This is a genomic window from Bacteroides thetaiotaomicron VPI-5482 (genome assembly GCF_000011065.1).
Taxonomy (GTDB): domain Bacteria; phylum Bacteroidota; class Bacteroidia; order Bacteroidales; family Bacteroidaceae; genus Bacteroides; species Bacteroides thetaiotaomicron.
In genome coordinates, this window is record NC_004663.1 from 2,923,642 (window position 1) to 2,942,239 (window position 18,598).

17 protein-coding genes and 1 pseudogene are annotated in these 18,598 nt (G+C 36.5%); 13 read left to right on the top strand and 5 right to left on the bottom strand.

Annotated elements, in window-relative coordinates:
* Window positions 1–4 precede the first annotated feature (4 nt).
* From BT_RS11845 to BT_RS11890, 10 genes and pseudogenes are all read left to right on the top strand, one after another.
* Window positions 5–373: a DUF6463 family protein gene (locus BT_RS11845; protein ID WP_070750084.1), complete on the top strand. Its 369-nt coding sequence runs from the start codon at window positions 5–7 to the stop codon at window positions 371–373.
* 409 nt (window positions 374–782) lie between these two features.
* Window positions 783–1,421 carry a CPBP family intramembrane glutamic endopeptidase gene (locus tag BT_RS11850; protein WP_011108240.1) on the top strand — a complete coding sequence of 213 codons (639 nt, stop codon included), beginning with the start codon at window positions 783–785 and terminating at the stop codon, window positions 1,419–1,421.
* Window positions 1,422–1,440: 19 nt separating this feature from the next.
* Window positions 1,441–2,103 (top strand): epoxyqueuosine reductase, encoded by a 663-nt coding sequence (locus BT_RS11855; RefSeq protein ID WP_009127818.1) that lies wholly within the window; start codon window positions 1,441–1,443, stop codon window positions 2,101–2,103.
* Between the two features lie 27 nt (window positions 2,104–2,130).
* Window positions 2,131–2,352, top strand: a pseudogene (locus BT_RS11860) (glutamine amidotransferase); the annotation flags it as partial.
* Window positions 2,353–2,481: 129 nt separating this feature from the next.
* Window positions 2,482–2,847 (top strand): IS66 family insertion sequence element accessory protein TnpA, encoded by a 366-nt coding sequence (locus tag BT_RS11865; protein WP_011108241.1) that lies wholly within the window; start codon window positions 2,482–2,484, stop codon window positions 2,845–2,847.
* Window positions 2,831–3,196, top strand: coding sequence for an IS66 family insertion sequence element accessory protein TnpB (gene tnpB / locus BT_RS11870; RefSeq protein ID WP_162303107.1), 366 nt, complete (start codon window positions 2,831–2,833; stop codon window positions 3,194–3,196). Before BT_RS11865 ends, tnpB (BT_RS11870) begins: the two co-directional genes overlap by 17 nt.
* 79 nt (window positions 3,197–3,275) lie before the next feature.
* A complete protein-coding gene (locus tag BT_RS11875; RefSeq protein ID WP_011108243.1) occupies window positions 3,276–4,847 on the top strand; it encodes an IS66-like element ISBthe5 family transposase in 1,572 nt (523 codons plus the stop codon).
* Window positions 4,848–5,096: 249 nt separating this feature from the next.
* Window positions 5,097–5,468 (top strand): IS66 family insertion sequence element accessory protein TnpA, encoded by a 372-nt coding sequence (locus tag BT_RS11880; protein ID WP_005805145.1) that lies wholly within the window; start codon window positions 5,097–5,099, stop codon window positions 5,466–5,468.
* On the top strand, window positions 5,452–5,823 hold the full coding sequence (tnpB, locus tag BT_RS11885) for an IS66 family insertion sequence element accessory protein TnpB (RefSeq protein ID WP_015531149.1): 372 nt from the start codon (window positions 5,452–5,454) through the stop codon (window positions 5,821–5,823). The genes BT_RS11880 and tnpB (BT_RS11885) overlap by 17 nt, the downstream gene beginning before the upstream one ends.
* A 73-nt stretch (window positions 5,824–5,896) precedes the next feature.
* A complete protein-coding gene (locus tag BT_RS11890) occupies window positions 5,897–7,468 on the top strand; it encodes an IS66-like element ISBthe6 family transposase (protein ID WP_005805141.1) in 1,572 nt (523 codons plus the stop codon).
* Between the two features lie 433 nt (window positions 7,469–7,901).
* Here BT_RS11890 and BT_RS11895 read toward each other — a convergent pair whose 3' ends face one another.
* The 3 genes from BT_RS11895 to BT_RS11905 are packed head-to-tail and all read right to left on the bottom strand — an operon-like array spanning window position 7,902 to window position 12,594.
* Complete coding sequence (locus BT_RS11895) at window positions 7,902–9,236, bottom strand: hypothetical protein (protein WP_011108245.1); 1,335 nt, start codon at window positions 9,234–9,236, stop codon at window positions 7,902–7,904.
* 2 nt (window positions 9,237–9,238) lie between these two features.
* On the bottom strand, window positions 9,239–11,416 hold the full coding sequence (locus BT_RS11900) for a DGQHR domain-containing protein (protein WP_011108246.1): 2,178 nt from the start codon (window positions 11,414–11,416) through the stop codon (window positions 9,239–9,241).
* A gap of 2 nt (window positions 11,417–11,418) precedes the next feature.
* The gene (locus BT_RS11905) at window positions 11,419–12,594 is read right to left on the bottom strand and encodes a DNA adenine methylase (RefSeq protein WP_011108247.1); all 1,176 of its coding nucleotides are present in this window, start codon (window positions 12,592–12,594) and stop codon (window positions 11,419–11,421) included.
* A gap of 643 nt (window positions 12,595–13,237) precedes the next feature.
* Between BT_RS11905 and BT_RS11910 the strand changes: the two genes are divergently transcribed.
* The 3 genes from BT_RS11910 (at window position 13,238) to BT_RS11920 (ending at window position 16,889) form a co-directional block, all read left to right on the top strand.
* Window positions 13,238–14,041 carry a helix-turn-helix domain-containing protein gene (locus tag BT_RS11910; protein ID WP_105100223.1) on the top strand — a complete coding sequence of 268 codons (804 nt, stop codon included), beginning with the start codon at window positions 13,238–13,240 and terminating at the stop codon, window positions 14,039–14,041.
* Window positions 14,042–14,121: 80 nt separating this feature from the next.
* Complete coding sequence (locus BT_RS11915) at window positions 14,122–14,481, top strand: DUF6463 family protein (protein WP_011108249.1); 360 nt, start codon at window positions 14,122–14,124, stop codon at window positions 14,479–14,481.
* Window positions 14,482–16,067: 1,586 nt separating this feature from the next.
* A complete protein-coding gene (locus BT_RS11920) occupies window positions 16,068–16,889 on the top strand; it encodes a zinc finger domain-containing protein (protein ID WP_011108251.1) in 822 nt (273 codons plus the stop codon).
* A gap of 711 nt (window positions 16,890–17,600) precedes the next feature.
* Here BT_RS11920 and BT_RS11925 read toward each other — a convergent pair.
* Complete coding sequence (locus BT_RS11925) at window positions 17,601–18,011, bottom strand: helix-turn-helix domain-containing protein (RefSeq protein WP_011108252.1); 411 nt, start codon at window positions 18,009–18,011, stop codon at window positions 17,601–17,603.
* 43 nt (window positions 18,012–18,054) lie between these two features.
* Entirely contained in the window at window positions 18,055–18,444 is a 390-nt protein-coding gene (locus tag BT_RS11930) for a helix-turn-helix domain-containing protein (protein WP_010535380.1), read from the bottom strand.
* Window positions 18,445–18,598: the final 154 nt, after the last annotated feature.

Consider the following 18,598-nt stretch of genomic DNA (forward strand, 5'->3'; position numbering starts at 1 on the left):
AAATATGAAACTTTGGAAATACAGTGGGACATTTCTTGTTATAACAGGAGCAATCCACACAGTATATGCACTATTACTTGGGAAAGAAGACTTTACGGACATGATAAAAGATGGATTAATAAACTCCACAGATGATAGTTACAGCCGTGCTTTCGCCCTTTGGTTTTTAGTATGTGGGATTATACTTATTCTTTGGGGGCTAACACTCCAATACTATATCAAAAAAGAGCAGAAACCCGCACCTCTGATTTTGGGGTATTGTATTTTGGCGTTCGCTGTGGTTGGATGTATCATAGAGCCGATTTCCGGTTTTTGGCTGTTTTTGCCGCAAGCATTAGTTATAATTGCTGCAAATAGAAAAAGGAACATATAATAGACAACATTATGAATACAATATCAGTAAGAGAACAACCTCAATACACCCAACAAATTATAGCGTATTTACAGCAAGTTTTATCAACTTGGTGCAATTCATACTATCGGGAATAAAATTGTAGGCTTATTAATATACTGTATTCCTTTTATTTATATTTTTATGGGTAGCTTCTCTTTCCTATGGTTTATATTACCATTCTTGATTATCGTTCCTTTCGAAGAGACTTGTATTATTCTCCAAATGAAGAAATTGGATTTGAATCGGAAAGGATTATTCTTTGCCAAACATTCTGTCGATTGAATATAAGAAATTTTGTAAATAATAAGCAATAGAATACAAATGAAACCATTGAGATTAATGCCATCGACACTGATATTCGTATCGGCAGCCATGCTTTTTGGGGGTGATGACCCACTTATGCATTCCGTTTCTTTCGGAAGTTGCCGGATTGGAGTCCATTATCTTCTGGTTTATTTGCGGAGGGCTTGGAGTTTTCACTCCACTTATTATTGCCGGCGTGATGACGCTTCGCAAAGAAGGGGGCAAATTCACAAAAGAGACCTTTGTGGAGCGACTACGATTCAGACCTATGAGTCGTAGAGATTGGCGTTATTCACTTCTGGCGTTGGTGGTAATCGGACTCTTGACAAGTGGAATTATGATTGCGATGCAAGTCCTTTTTTCGGATTTCAACCATACTCCGTCGTTTATGACTTTGGATCCGCTTTCACCGGGAAGATATTGGCTATTGCTTGCATGGTTCCCATATTGGTTGCTCAATATCGGAGGCGAAGAGTTCTTTTGGAGAGGTGTGTTGTTACCTCGGCAAGAAAAGACTTTCGAAGACAAAACGTGGATATTACATGGCACTGGTTGGGCTATTTTTCATATAGCGTTTGGTTGGCAACTACTTGTTATGTTATTACCGCTATTGTATATAGAGCCTTATGTGGTACAAAAGACACAGAACACATGGACAGGAGTATTTCTACATGGGGTAATCAATGGTCCTAGTTTTATCGCAATAGCACTGGGGATTATTTGATATAATACAACTGCAAAAAATGACAAATAAAGAGATTAAAAAGTTATGTCGCTCGTTTGGAGCTGATCTGGTGGGAGTTGCCTCGGTCGAGCGGTTTGTAAATGCTCCGAAAGGATATCACCCAACCGATGTTATGCCAACGGCTAAGTCGGTCATCTCTCTTGGAATGGTTTTGCCCAAAGATATTCTCGAACAGGATATACGAACATATACGGATATACGCAATGAGGCAGTTAAAAAGATGGATAAGGTTGCTGCGGATGTAGCAGCCGAACTCAAAGGACTCAAATACAAAGCCGTGTCGATAGTCTCGCTTAGCGGTAAATTCGTAGATGGACATTTCCGCTCGCGTGTGTCACTTAAACATGCTGCCGAACTTGCCGGGCTTGGAGTTATAGCTCGCAACTACCTGCTTACCAATGATAAGTACGGGAATCTGCTTTGGTTTACGGCAGTAGTAACCTCGTTGGAATTAGAGCCCGATCCATTGGCGACATACCAGGTTTGCAACAACTGCAACCTATGCGTCGATCTTTGTCCTTCGGGAGCACTCACAGACGAAAACAATTTTAGTCAAAAAGGATGCCGGAAAGTTTGCTATATTACCGTAAAAGGTGTATTGGAACTTCGTTGCTGGCAATGCCGAAATGTCTGCCCGTATAAACATGGTATAAATGATTAAAATAAATTATCTAAAATACAACGAATAATGAAACAAGAGATTCTATTTGTACTACTCAAAGACTTTGCCGATTGGGAAGGAGCGTACATTGCTCCCTACCTGAATTACGGTTGTGGACCTGATATCGAGAGTAAGTACGTGGTTAAAACAGTGTCGGTGACAAAAGCTCCCGTTGTGTCATGCGGTGGGTTCATGGTATTGCCCAATTACAGCATCGATGATATTCCCGCCGATTATGCCGGAATCGTCCACCTACTGGATTAACAACGGATTCGCAAAAGATGACAAATTCCTGAATCTATTATAAAATGGTAAGCCCCCGATAAAGTACCCGTTGTCTAGTATCTTTTTTCGCTCGATCTTTGCGTAAAAAAGATTATGCGAAAAATGAGCAAAGAAGAATTCTTAGAAATTCTATCCCGTCAGCAACGAAGCGGTTTGACGATAAAAGACTTCTGTGTCAATGAAGCCTATACCGAATCTAGTTTTTATTATTGGAAAGGAAAGTTTGGTCTCTCACGACCTTATCATGGGGAAAGATCCTCTTCCGGAGAGTTCGCTCCTATCAATTTGACCTCCCCGTCCACATCCAACCCGTCTTATGATAGAGTAGCTATGGGATCCGGGGAGATTCAAATAGAGTTTCCTGGTGGCATAATAGCCCGCTTCAGTGGTATGGCTGAATCCCATGCCGCCATGCAATTACTCACTCAAATTTACGGTCATCATGTTTTGCCTGAATGATACGATGCGATATTTCCTTTGCCCGGGTAAGACAGATATGCGCAAAGGCATGAATTCATTATGTGGAGTCATTCATAACAAGATGGGCTACGACGTCCGTTTAGGTGACGTATTCATTTTCATAAACCGGCAGCGGACCACGATGAAACTTCTGCATGCGGAAGATGGCGATCTTGTCTTGTATATAAAAAGGCTGGAGGAAGGAACCTTCCGCTTGCCCGAATATGATCAGCAAAGCAGATCATACCCCATGGAGTGGCGTGATCTGGTCATGATGGTGAAAGGAATCAATAACGGATCCGCTAAGAGGCTCAAGCGATTGAAGGCGTTACGAAAAAGTGATATATAACAGTGAAACTCAATGGACCAGACCTTGTTTAAGTAAGAGTTTTTTCTTATTTTTGTATTGTTCAAAATCCTCATAAATAATGACTCGGACAGAAACATTAGAACTTTTGGTAGCCACACTCCAACAGACTAACGCCAGTCAGTCTGAGTCCATCAGACAGCTGACCCGGCAGAATGAACAGTTACAAAACAAACTGGATGAACTGCTGGCTCAGGTAGCATGGCTGAACCGACAACTTTTTGGTCGTAAGAGTGAAAAGTTATCCCGTCTAGACCCAAATCAGCTATCCCTGTTTGAACAGCCGGTCCAATCCTTAGAACCGGAACCTTTGGAAGAAACTGTAGTTGAACAAACTACAACACCTATGGTTACTAAAAAGAAAGAACGGCAGAACCGTAAACTGTTGGAAGGACTTCCGGTTGTGGAAGTTGTCATAGAACCGCAAGACCTGGATCTTACAAAGTATAAACGGATTGGCGAGGAACATACACGTACACTTGAGTTTGAACCGGGTAAATTATATGTAAAGGAAATCATACGTCCCAAATATGGACTGAAAGACAATACCGCTTTACCCCAGGAATATCAGGATGGTATCGTAATAGCCGATCTTCCACTGTTGCCTATTTATAAGGGACTTCCGGGTGCCAGTCTGCTGGCAGAAATTCTCCTGCAAAAGTATGAGTATCACGTTCCATTCTACCGTCAGATACGGGAGTTCCATCACTTAGGTTTGAAAATCCCGGAAAACACGCTTCATGGCTGGTTCAAACCCGCCTGTGAGCTGCTAAAGCCTTTGTATGATGAACTCAAGAAGCAGGTATTGGCAGTCGATTACATCCAGGTGGATGAAACCACATTGCCTATCATCAACAAGCAAAGCCACAAAGCTGTCAGGGAATATCTGTGGATGGTCAGGGCGGTAACCAGCGGATTAGTATTCTTTCATTATGATGACGGTTCCCGTTCACAGGAAACGGCACGGAACTTATTGGAACCATTTAAAGGATATCTTCAAAGTGACGGTTATGCGGCCTACAACGTCTTTGAAGGTAAGGAAAGGGTGTGCCTTGTGGGTTGCCTTGTCCATATCAGGCGTCACTATGAGACCGCCAAAGAGGAAAATAAGTCTCAGGCTAAGTACGTTCTGGCCAAAATACAGGAACTCTACCGGATAGAGCAGGCGGCCGACATACAGGGAATATCCCCTGAAATGCGAATGTCAAAAAGGCAGAAACAGGCTCTTCCTATTCTTGACGAGCTGGAACAATGGATGGAAACAACCTATCCGAAAGTGCTTCCTAAAAGCCAGATGGGACAAGCCATTGCCTATGCCTATACCCTTTGGCCACGCATGAGAAATTACCTCAAAGACGGCAAGCTCAAAATTGATAATAATCTGGCTGAAAATGCAATCCGCCCAATAGCTTTATCGAGAAAAAACTTCTTGTTTTGTGGAAATCATGAAGCGGCGGAAAACACAGATGTCATCTGTTCATTATTGGCATCATGTAAAGCATCTCAAGTTAACCCTAGAGAATGGCTTACCGAAATAATTGCCTGGTTGCCATATTACACAAGGGATAAGGGAAAAGACCTAAAAGAGTTGCTACCCAATTACTGGAAACTGAGAAGATCCAAAGAAATCTAACAATACTCTAATGAAAAGCATATTATAAACAGAGAATCGCTATAAACTTATTAGATGTATATAGCGATTCTATAATTTATACGAGGACTTTATCGGGAGCTTACAGTTGAATAGCTTGAACGAAAAAAGCAAGAGATTCAATATAGTGAAAGAAAAACAAGTTTTCAATACAGATAACAATGTAAGCCCCCGATAAAGTACCCGTTGTCTTTGTATCTTTAAGTCTCGATCTTTGCCAGAAAAAAGACTATGCAAAAAATGAGTAAAGAAGAATTCATTGAAATCCTGTCTCGTCAACAGCGTAGCGGTTTGACGATAAAAGACTTCTGTATAAATGAAGCCTATACCGAATCAAGCTTTTACTATTGGAAAGGAAAGTTTGGCCTATCGAGGCGTTATCATATGGATAGGCATTCTTCCTCTTTAGAGGAGTTTGCACCGGTTAGCCTCACCTCTTCACCTGCTTCCCACTCTGCCTGTGATAGTGGCGCTATACAAACGGGTGAGATCCGGATAGAGTTCCCCGGTGGTATTATCGCCCACTTCAGTGGTATGGCTGAATCCCAGGCGGCCATGCAATTGCTCACTCAACTCTGCAATCGCCATGTTTTGCCTGAATGACACGATGCGCTACTTTCTCTGTCCGGGTAAGACAGATATGCGTAAAGGTATGAACTCATTATGCGGGGTTGTTCATGATAAAATGGGATATGATGTCCGTTTAGGTGATGTGTTTATCTTTATCAACCGCCAGCGCACTACAATGAAACTGCTACACGCGGAAGATGGCGGACTGGTTTTGTACATAAAACGACTTGAAGAAGGCACTTTCCGCCTTCCCTCTTATGACAAAGAAAGCAAGTCGTACCCTATGCAGTGGCGTGACCTGGTTCTGATGGTAGAGGGAATCAACGACGAACCTTCCAAAAGGCTCAAACGTCTGAAAGCGTTACGAAAAAGTGACATGCAGTACTGAAAAACAGCAGGTGAAACCTTGATTATACGGTTGCTTTTCTGTATTTTTGTATTGTTCAAAACAGGTATGACGAATGACTCAGACAGAAACATTAGAACTTTTGGTGGCCACACTCCAGCAGGCTAATAGCTCCCAGTCTGAGTCAATCGAGCGTCTGACCCGGCAGAACGAACAGCTGCAAAATAAGCTTCAGGAACTGCTGGCTCAGGTAGCCTGGTTAAATCGTCAGTTATTCGGCCGTAAGAGCGAGAAATTAGCCCATCTGGATCCGAACCAGCTATCACTGTTCGATCCACCTGTTCAGCCGTTGGAACACGAAATACCGGAAGAAGCCGCAGCCCAAGAACCTGTCTGCTCGACGACTCCCAAAAAGAAAGTGCGTCAGAACCGCAACATGTTGGATGGCCTTCCTGTAGTGGAGATTGTCATAGAACCCGAAGGAGTCGATCCGGATAAATACAAGCGCATAGGCGAGGAACGCACACGTACACTTGAATTTGAACCGGGCAAATTATACGTAAAAGAGATCATACGTCCCAAGTATGGCCTGAAAGACAATATAAGTTTGCCTCAGGGGCATCAGGGCAGTGTTATTATAGCCCCTCTTCCGCTATTGCCTATCTACAAGGGACTTCCCGGTGCCAGCCTGCTCACTGAAATCCTCTTGCAAAAATATGAATATCATGTACCATTCTATCGTCAGGTGCGTGAGTTTCACCATTTAGGCCTGAAGATCTCGGAAAACACGCTTCAGGGGTGGTTCAAACCTGCCTGTGAATTACTTAAACCTCTCTATGAAGAGTTGAAGAAACAGGTATTGAAGGCCGACTATATCCAGGTGGACGAAACGACATTACCGGTTATCAACAAACAGAATCATAAAGCGGTTAAGGAATACTTGTGGATAGTCAGGGCGGTTATGGATGGATTGGTCTTCTTTCATTATGATGACGGTTCCCGCTCACAGGAAACAGCCTGGAAATTATTACAAACCTTCAAAGGATATCTTCAAAGTGACGGCTATGCGGCCTACAACATCTTTGAGGGTAAGAAAGAGGTGTGCCTTGTCGGATGCCTTGCCCACATAAGGCGACATTACGAGGTTGCCAAAGAAGAGAATGAATCCCTGGCCGGATATGTTCTGGCTCAAATACAGCAACTCTATCGGATCGAACAGATTGCCGACCAGGAGGAACTCACTTATGAGCAACGCATGCTTAGAAGACAGGAACAGGCACTTCCCATACTTGAGCAACTGGAAAAATGGATGGAAACAGCCTATCCGAAAGTGCTTCCTAAAAGCCGGATGGGGCAAGCTATCGCTTACGCGTATCAACTTTGGCCACGTATGAGGAATTATCTGAAAGACGGCAGGCTTAAAATAGATAATAATCTGGCCGAAAATGCGATTCGTCCGATAGCCTTATCAAGAAAAAACTTCTTATTTTGTGGAAACCATGAAGCCGCGCAGAACACTGCCATAATCTGTTCGCTCTTGGCATCATGCAAAGCCTCCAACATTAACCCCCGGGAATGGCTCACGGAGGTGATTGCACTATTGCCGTATTATGCAGCCAACAAGGAGAAAGACCTAAAAGAGCTGCTACCCCATTGCTGGGAATCGGGAAACTCCAAAGAACTCTAATAATACTCTAACGAAAAACAAGAATATAAATACAGAATCACTATAGCTTTGTTCGATTTGCTATAGCGATTCTTTTTTATACGGGTACTTTATCGGGGGCTTACATAACAATATTGCCATTCAACAAGAAGAAAAATTATCTATCAATTCAACTTCTAAGAAGAATAACTTAATCTTTTCTTTTTCGTCACTCAACATAACAGAACTATCCTGTTCTGAGGAACAGTTTGTTATATTTAAAAACAAAAAGAAGAAAAAACGTAAAATCTAACACTTTATTATAAATTACTTATTTAAGTAGGGGGCACAATTATCTTATACTATAAATGTATGAAAGTTTGACTCTGTACAATTTCAGAATTAAATTCATAAAAATTCTCAATATAAACTAACAATACCCACTCACTTAACAATAAATAAATTGTAATTTTACTCATAATCCCAAGCCCCAAAGTCCAGCTCTTGAGAATTGTGTGTATACTTCTGAATATCCAGTAAATGTAGTCTTTAAATTATATATATTTGATGGAGTATTGGCTTCAAAATATTGTTCAAAATCAATCAGTAAATCATTTATGTCCGTCCATAGGTCCCTGAGATCCTCAGGATTTACAGTATCCCATATCCCATAACTTTGACCTACCTTATGTATATAAAAATCCAAATCATTTTTTGATATGCTGTTTTTCTTAAATAAGAAAGAGCATGCACCACAACAAAATCGAAGTAAAAGAATAGCTCGGGCTATAATTGTTAGTGAATGAACTTCTCCTGTTCCAGGATCAATTTGATGATCTTTTGCATATTTAAGTAACGAACTTTCTTCATCATTTATAAAAACTCTAGATAAAAATAGATCTTCAGTCAAACCACTATTATTATATAGCCCTTTGATAAAATCATCTTTAGTGATAGAAAAACCATTTAAAACTGCATTATTATAAACTTCCTTTAAATATAAAGCAAAAAGATATTGATCTAATTTAGAGAAATTATCAGCTGATGGTTCCAAAAGTAACCAAAATTCGTTCAATATAGATAAACTATCTCGCAGATTATTAGGAGTGAAATTTCGAGCAATATTGGCATTATAAGATGAAGTATTCCGCCCCTCTCGATCTTCTTCATATTTTCTAATATCAAAGCACCATGTTTGCAACCATTTTTTCACAAGAGCAACTTGCCCCGAATTAGTATTTGCAGCATGAGGAATAAATGATATTAGTTCTTTGAAAGTACGTCCTTTATATGTAAAATATTCAAGTACATTCGTCTGTTTTGTACTATTTAATATCCATTCATTAATAATATCCCATGTCGCAGAGTGTGTTCCTGTTCGAGTTATTCGCATACTTTTTGGCTGACAACTAGGTATATATATATTATTAGAACTATCTATACACGCTTGCTCATTGTTTGCTATCAGTATCCCTTCTGTACATAAGAAAGCCATAGCAGCCCTTAGTTCTGCATAATATGATAGATGTACTGTTATTGAAGGCTCACCATTTAAAAAAGCATTAATCGCATTACTTAAATAAGACCAACCATCAATTGTATGCACAAACGTACAAACAGACATATATTCTTTTAACGAATCAGCAGATAAACCCACTTGATTTTTTATTATTCCTCCAGGATTATTACATAATAATGGATTTGTTGGTGACAGAAGCATCTTATTAATGAAACAATTATTTTTTACCGATAAGAGACCTTCAGAAACCTTTTCAATATCAGCATTATTAATTAATCTATTTATCGGCATCTCTAACTCATTTTTGATACAACTTCCTTCAATAAATCACTTGTTTCTGCTTCGAAAACAGCTTTCAAAGCTTTTTGAAATTCCGTATATCCTCCACTACCTTTATATATCAATTGATTTCTTCTGTCTTCTTCTCTGTCAAAAGGAGCACTAGGCGTTCTCCAATCTATTTTTACAACAAGTTCAGCGAACTGGTGCAAATAATTCATAAACAACTCATTTCTCTTAAATAACTGTATTGCCATTTGAAGTGATTCATCATTAATAGACAAGTCATCTATGCCTGCCTCCCATAAAAATACATTCAAATTGAAAATAGATTCATCCATTAAAGTATAGAAAAAATCATTAGCATATACCATGACAGCACGAACCCCTTGATCTCTAGATAAAAAAGATTCTTTACTCACAAATGCTTGATCATACTCGATTTCATCTGAATGGTTTATTTCTCTTAGTTTATTAGCCCAATGTAAATCACTATTGTTTGATAAAGAGTTTTCTATACTCTCCCATATCAAGAAAATAAAAGCTGCCTGCTGTGCTCTATTCCAATTGAGAACTTGTAACTCGGTTTTTACTAGATTAGATGAATACAGTCCTTTTGTTTGTCTAAAAAAAGAATTTATAAAAGTTCTAACAAAAGCTGCTTGAGACATAGAGGGACCTCCACTTTCTCCAATCATATTTATGCGATTGTGCCAAACACTCAGTGGTGATACCCACAAGGCTTCTACTAATTCCTGAGCCCGACTTTCACGATAAGCGAGAATTCCATCTTTCGACGCTTCTAACCAACTTTGTGTTCTTAGCATAGGGTACAAATCAAATCCTAAGCTCGTATTTATTTTTACTGGTTTTATATTTATAGTATAAAAAAGATAAGCCTGCCAAGCTCTATCAAGATTATCAAACGCTATTACTGGCAACTCATAGTTACCATTAAAATTTTGATTATCTTCAAATGCCCATAATCGATGCTGTCCATCAATTATCTCTATAGGCTTAAGTTCTGGATTCCAGTCATCACTAAATACACCTTCTGGAATATTTAATATTGGGAAAGGAACTTCTTTAGCATTTTCCCAAGCATCTTGATCTTTCAACCTGTCATCTATTGTGAGACAATTTCTAGCTTCTAGTATTTTCCCATTCCTTTTTTCATTAGGAGAAAGAATATTAATAATGATAGCAGTAGGAAGCAATCCTGGCATTTTTAATTTAGCATGCTCTACTGTTCTTTGCTGTTCTCTAGTCAAAGTTGACCATGGGAACCCTCCTTCAATATAATTTGTTATTTCCTTTACACGAGCATCGCTCTTTTTTCTTTGAATGGATGTCCTATCTTCACTATTCCTCCTATGAACATCAGATAGTCGTTTTAAAAGACGAGCATCTATGCTAAAAGTATAAAAGTACGGTTTAGGTTTTCTCCTCAATTCCTCTGAATTAAAATTTATATCATCCCATTCATTCATCCATTGGTTAACCCTAAGCATAGGTAATCGAGAATAAACCTTCAAATTACTAATGGAAAAAACGTCTTTTTTAGGGTCTAATGATTCACCTAAAGTCCATTTCTTAAACTGTTCCTTATCTAAGGATAAAGCATCAATAATAAATGACTTGTCACAAGCTTCCCAAAACAATTCTTGATCTGCTACTAGCTCTGCCTCATTGTACCCAATAACGCATAGCCTATTTATGAATAATTCTTTAGCTAATAATCCTACATTACCATCTTCAAATAAGGTAGCTAATGTGTACGGTACTTCTTTTTCTCTTCTATAATTTTGTAAAGCTGCACCTGACAAGACCAAAGCACTTCTTAGGTTTGTCGAAACCTTTGTATTAGGTTCATATTTGTAAGTGCCAGTCATGGATGATTTTGAAGAAAATCGAGCTAATAATTTGAGCAAAGAATAATGCATAGATACCGCTGCTACAAAAGCAAATAGCCTAACTTGTTTAGGGTAGTTCTGTATCTCTTTCCAAAAAGAAGGTAATTCATCGGACAAATGATTAATGCCAAGAAATCCTTTTAGAACAGGAGTATCAATTGCCTTTAAACCTACAATGTATGGTTCCAAGTCATTATCTGCTGTTATATCTATCAACTTGACAATATCATACTTTGTCCATGATGACTTTAACTTTTTGATATTTATTTTCTCATTCATGATTATTGTCTTTTATATGATATGATTAGTTCATTAACTCCCATAGAATGAATATCTGATCTTCCCATTTTACTATGTATATATTCTTTCACTTGAATATCTCCTTTATATTGATTTCCCATAATAGAGTTGCCAATTTCCATAATTTCATCTTGAGTAATCATTCCATTATCACTATAACTTAGTATTAAATGTGAGTTCTTATTTTTGACACCTTTAAATAACTTACCAAATGCGTTTTTCACCTCTGTTTTTTTCCCGAAAGGAGATTGATGTCGATCTTCACGATATCGACCTTTATATTTAACATTCGGATAATCATACCTTATCAAGGTTTCAATAGCATGATAAAATCTTGAATAATGAACGGAGCTATAAGGAGGATCAGCATATACAATTGTATTTCGTTCAATCAACCTTAAGCAATCAAGATAATCTAATGTAGTAATAGTATATCGGTTAGTTGCTTCCACGTCTACCATATTTAATATTTCCAGAAATTTCTTTTCAAAATAAGTCCAAATATCTCGTATGCGATATAACATTATATCATGCATATTACTTTCTGTAACATCCCTAAATTGAGCAAAATGTCCAGTACTTTGAGATGTGTAGGACATAGCATATATTAACGATGATAGTATGATATAATAATCACTTTTTCCTTTATACTCTTCTGCTACTGCACGAATAGAATCAATCCAGACGCATTGTGTATAGCTCCAATATGTACCAGAATAATACTTCACAAATAAATGAAATCCTATTTCAAAATTACTATAAATCAAGTTTTGCTGTTGAATTTCAAGCTTAGTTAATTTTTCATAATTATCAATCGAATTATAATCAAAGATTAAATCAGGGTACTTTCTATAAAACTCGTCAACATAAAATAAAACTCTGTCTTTAATCTTTTCTAACTCGGTTGAATTTATTAATTTATTTATATTGGGTAAATATGTGTTGGCAAATATGGAAGTATATATCTGTATGTCATTTATTTGAACATTATATTCATCTTTTAACGAGCATCCAACGACAGATGTTCCAGAGAAAAGATCACAGAACCAATTAGATTCAATATCCAAATCATTTATAGATGATATTATGAAATCAAGGAGTTCTCTTTTTGATCCCATATATTTCATTAAATGTGGCAATTTTGCTGAATCTATCATAAAAAGTCAATTATATTAAAAATAAACCAAATTCATATAGTCATCTGTTTTTCAAAGGAATAAGTAAATATATTCTTTTGATCGCATTGCAACTTTATACTATTTTTCAAAGATACAACTAATTCAAGAAATTACAATAATCTCTCCCACTTTATTTCCAGTGTTCATAATGTCATGACATTCTGCATAAACGTCACTACAACACTGAAAAGATATCAAAAATACACTATCTTTGCCTTCAGTATTCTCCATGAGCAAACTACCGCAAAAACACGTAGCAAATTAGTGGGATAATTCATGGGATATGCTTGAAGCAGAAAATATAAAGTTTTAAATATCAGCGTGGTAAATCTGCAAGGAGAATCCCAGGCGAATCACTAAAATAAGAGAGCAATTCAAAGTTATTTTTTGAGTTGCTCTTTTTCATAACGCAAGATGTACAATATCTTAAACCAAGGATGATGGTAAAAAGAATAAAGAGGCATACTCAATGTCTACCCGAAAGCAGCACTATAAGGAAGTAACTTTCCTATTATAAAGAATCTAAAACAAATACAAATGTCGAAATCATACAATAGGAATCCTATACGATTGCTTATATTTGTACTATCAGATCGTTTTTCAACAGATACCCTTTCTAAATATGTACAAAGAATACTTACCATGCCATATACTTGCTCCTTACGTTGATAAATATTGGGAATTCAAAGGCCAAACAGAACAAGGTATGCAAATAAAACTATCTACAGATGGATGTACGGACTTTATGTTTATATTAGAAAACACTGTTAATCATGGTATTATCATGCAGCCTTATCATTCTTATTTTGTTGGTCCCATGGATATCTGTTCGGCATTAATAACATTATCAGGTACTATCAATACATTTGGAGTTCGCTTTCGTCCATGCGGACTATCCCGTTTTATGAAAATTTCTCTAAGCGAATTGACAAATATAAGGTTAAGTGTGAATGACTTAAACACTATTTTTAGCGATTCTTTTGCTGAAAGGTTATTCGAAGAACAGGGCATTCAGTGCAAGATTAATTTAATAGAACGCTATTTGAAAAAACACCTATATAAAAGCAACCATACAATGGATACACAAATCTCATACGCTGTGAATCAAATTAATGCGCATGAAGGCAAGATATCCATAAGCCATTTAATGGACGAAGTTAATCTGTGCCAACGACACTTTGAACGAAAATTCAAGTTACATACAGGTTTCACTCCTCAAAAATATAATAGTATAGTAAAATTCAAGAATGCGATTAAAATATTGAGGAACGAATCATTCGACAACCTTTTATCAGTAGCAGTAAAAGCCGGATATTATGATGCTTCTCATTTATCAAGAGAAGTGAAAAAGTTATCCGGTAGTACTCCAAATTTCTTTTTATCATTACCACCCGATAATGAGACTACTATTATTTATACAAAATAAAAAAGTCGAATTCATCCAATACCCGTGTCTTACTATCCTTTATATTTGCAGCATTAACTAAGTATATAAATAATAAGAACATGAAACTTTGGAAATATAGTGGGACATTTTTAACAGCGACAGGAATCATTCATACGATTTATGCACTATTTATCGGAAAAGATGCTTTTTCGGAAATGCTCAGAAATGGATTAGTAAATTCTATTGGGGAGAATTATAGTCAAGGTTTCGCCTTTTGGTTCTTGACCTGTGGAATAATACTTATCCTTTTGGGGCAAACACTTCAATATTATATCAGAAAAGAACAAAAACCGGCACCCGTATTTTTAGGTTATTCTATTTTACTGCTTACCATAATCGGTTGTATTATTGAACCAGTCTCCGGTTTCTGGCTCTTTTTGCCGCAAGCAATTATTATTATTTATTCAAATAAAAAATAGGATTGTGATATCCTTTAAATTTGAAAAGAGGGCAGGCTTGTGCCTGCCCTCATAACCATTAAACAAATCACATTCGAATCTTAAAGACCTACTAGCGATTCTGGTTTTAGAAACTCTGCTCAAGGCAGAAAGCGTACACACCTATACAATAGAACACTGCATAATAGCAGCATTAGCTGGTCACATACCGCCAAACAGATAGTTTAGAACTAAAGGTATGCGAATGGTGTGAGTCCGAATACCGCTTTATATCAGACATTTTGAAAAGCCGGACATTTTTCCTTGGGAATATTCAGATGTCTGCAAAATCTTCTGATATTTATAATATCATTATCACTATAATAACTAAAATTCCAAATCTGATCATCCACATTTCTTACATTTTCAACTTTTTCAATAAGATTCGAGCATTTCAGTTCTACGCTGCAGGCAATAATCTTCCATCCCACTGACCAAATCTTTCGTTGAAAAGCCAAATGGGCACATTGCATCAAACAATCACACAAAGATAACTAACCACTTTCACACCGTTAAACCTATTGCTATGCAGCTATGAATAAAATAAAACTTTGTCAGCAAATCATATTTTCATCTATCATTCAACTGCTCAGCCTGTTACAACGCATCTTCTTATTCTTTTAATGCAAACAGACACATAGTCTGCTGATTTGAAATTGTTATTCTATAAAAAAATTTACGTCTTTATGCTAGCTCACACAATGTGCAACAGCTAATTCATATTATGTGCAGCAGCTATTGCACATTATGTGAATTATTTGTCGCACCATATGTGCCAATCAATATCATAGATAGAAAAGCATGATTGCTACATTCAAATATACAGAGAGAAAACATAATATCAAAAAAAGAAGATGCATTGTATTCATTTGTGTAATAGAGTATTATGAAAAAAAGTGACTATGATGAAGTTTTGTTTGCAATTACTATTCATACTTTAAATCGATTCAATATCATTTTTGAAGTAGTCTTTTCCTTCTCAACAAAACTCCCTGATTCACATCTTTTACTTATCAACTTATTTTTCTGTCATGTTCATAAATCTACATATAGGAAAACTCTTGAAAGCTTTTTTCTTTTTTATTTATTTATAGCATGTTCTTGCCTTTTCAATATTCCCTAAGAGCAAATATATTGCAGTGTTAACCTCTGCATTATTTTTTGTCTGCTCAAAGCATCAAGTTCTGCTAATCCATCCATGTTTAAGATTCTTTATCCACTTCATTTATAAAAGGAGATAAATAATCAGTCTTGGAGATATATCCGGTAACAGCTGATGTAACCAATTTTTCAATATCCATCTGTTATCTACTTTTATTAATCAAATTCACCTATCAAATTTCAAGTGTCATTATCACCAAAGTTCACAATTATCAGATCCTTATTCACAGATTACAGCATCTATTGTTCTAGGCTAAGCTATATCATTACATAAGACAACAAAGATATAAATTTCAAAGTTCACTAGTCTAATAACATAGTCAATCATTATACAAGATAGCAATTTAAGATAACGGTTGAAATTATATCCTCCCTATATTTGCAGCATATACTTTAAACCACATATCATGAAAGAATTACCGGAAAATCAGACATTAAGCAAACAAATAAATGAGACTCTAAAAGATAGAGTCATCACAGAGGTATTCAATGCGACAAAATTCCACAAGAATACGTTCTATTTTGGTGATCCCCTTACATATAGCGAACTACTCATTGGAAGGAGAATCAATTCATCAATGAGCTTCGGAATGTATGTCGATATTATTTTAGATAAAGAAACTAAGATTAGTTTCGGAGATGGGACAAATCTGAAATATGGCACCATTTCAAATAAAATGCCAAACAATTACCAGCTATTACTCGCACTTGACAACAATACTTATCTGACATTTACGGTAGGGATGTTTGGCGTAATAGCAGCATATACTGGAATATATAATGATATATATTACAAGAAAAACTTAGATAACTTATCACCACTAAGCGATGATTTCAACGAACAATATTTTGAAAAGCTATGTGTTGGGGTGAAGCCAAAATCATCTGTAAAAGTATTATTGGCAACAGAACAACGTATTCCTGGCTTAGGAAACGGAGTTTTGCAGGATATACTATTCAATGCCAAAATTAATCCTAAAAGAGAAATAAATTCATTGACAGATATAGACAAATCGGCTTTATTGCAATCGATTAAAATGACTCTAAAAAACATGATTCTACAAGGAGGCAGAGATACAGAAATGGATATATTCGGCAATCATGGAAATTATAAAACCATTTTATCCAAAAATACACTGAGTAAGCCATGTCCCCAATGCGGTAATCCGATTATAAAAGAGACATCAAGTGGTGGAGTTGTCTATTACTGTCCTTACTGTCAGAAATAATATTAAGATACGTTGAGTCTGTTTTTTTAAGCAAACGAATATTACAAGCCATTTTTTCGTTTTATCATCAACCACTTGCATGGCATATTGCTTGGATCATTTATGTACTCTAATGAGATAAATTATTTAGTTCATGCAGTAGAGTGATTGAGTTACTTACTCTATTGATGTTTCTTGAATCTACTTTCGAGTTACTGCAATCATTACAGACGAACACAATAAACATTTTCTCTATAAAAAATAATATCCGCGGGTGCATAAATTAATTCGTCCGCCTATAGGCAACTTTGCGTCCGACTATAGGCAAACGTAACGTCGGCTATAGGCAAACTTGCGTCCGGCTATAGTCGGACGAATTAATTTATGTACTGAAAGAGATTATTTATTGCACAAGCCGGAGCTAAATTTAGTATAGGAATTCTTTATCCAATAAACGACTTTTAGATTTATATGATTTGAATTCATATTTGGACGATTTAGTTCTTTTGCGTATCGGTTAGCCCATTATTGAATCATTCAACCCATTTTAAATGATAGGCAAGAAGCAATAATTCAATTGCTGACTTCTATCAATTATTTGATTAGAACACATTTATAGGATATCTATCAATTTAAAGCTCCATTTAGTTATTCTTCAATGTCCGAACAACTAAATGGAGCTTTATCATATATTTCTAAGAATCCTAAATAAGGAAAAGGATAAACCTATTATTATTTAGCACTTTCCTCTTTTCCCTTATCATATTTATCTCTTTCGATTTTAAGTAACTCCTCAAATAGTTTCACAGCTTGGTCCATTGAAAAATGATTGAGATTTTCCACATGAGTAATAGGCCCTATATTAGATGCGCTTACATGGCAGTTCTCATAGAAATTGCTTGTATAGTATAATACAGTTTCTTCTGTAAATTTCTTTAAGCCTTCTTCTGTAACCCCCAATGCAGTAGCCACTTGTTTTAACTTCTCATCATCTATCTTTTCCGCTTGTTCCATTTTGGAAATAGCCTGTTTTGTCACCCCTAGCAACTCCCCCAAATCCGTTTGAGTCATACCACGAAGACGGCGTATTCTTTCTATTTTACGCCCCAAATGTGAACTGTTTGTATAAGTTTCTGTTTCCATAATATTTATTTCTTAGTTAAATTAGTTAATCAACTAATAATAATCACCTTTTCTTTAATAATTCAATTTTCTCTCTCTCACTTTGCAGCAGACGTTCATACAATTCCACGATTTTATCCAATGGATTGAACTGCTGGGCTATTGATGTAGCTCCTTGTTCAAAGGTGTTATCTCTAATGTTATTGATATTATATATTGCCTTCTCAACATCAAAATCCTTAATCACCTCAGCAGATATCCCCAATACAGAAGCTATTTGATTTAGAAGCCCTTCTTCGATTTCCTCCTGTTTTTCAATCTTTGAAATGACCTGTTGATTTACACCAAGATCAGCCGCTAAAGCCTCCTGCTTCATACCAAAATAAACACGGATCTTTTGCAGGTTATGTCCGACGTGCCTCCTGTTTGCTTTATTTTTTACTTCGACATCCATATTATTGTTCTTTATGTGATTACATTGAGACAAAGATAGTAAAAATCAACCCATTCCGATTCAAAGTCAACTTTATTTTTTTTCAATCCACAACGCTCTATGCCTATTTTTGTCCAATCAGTCTAAATAAACTGATATTGATAGTGGCGCCACA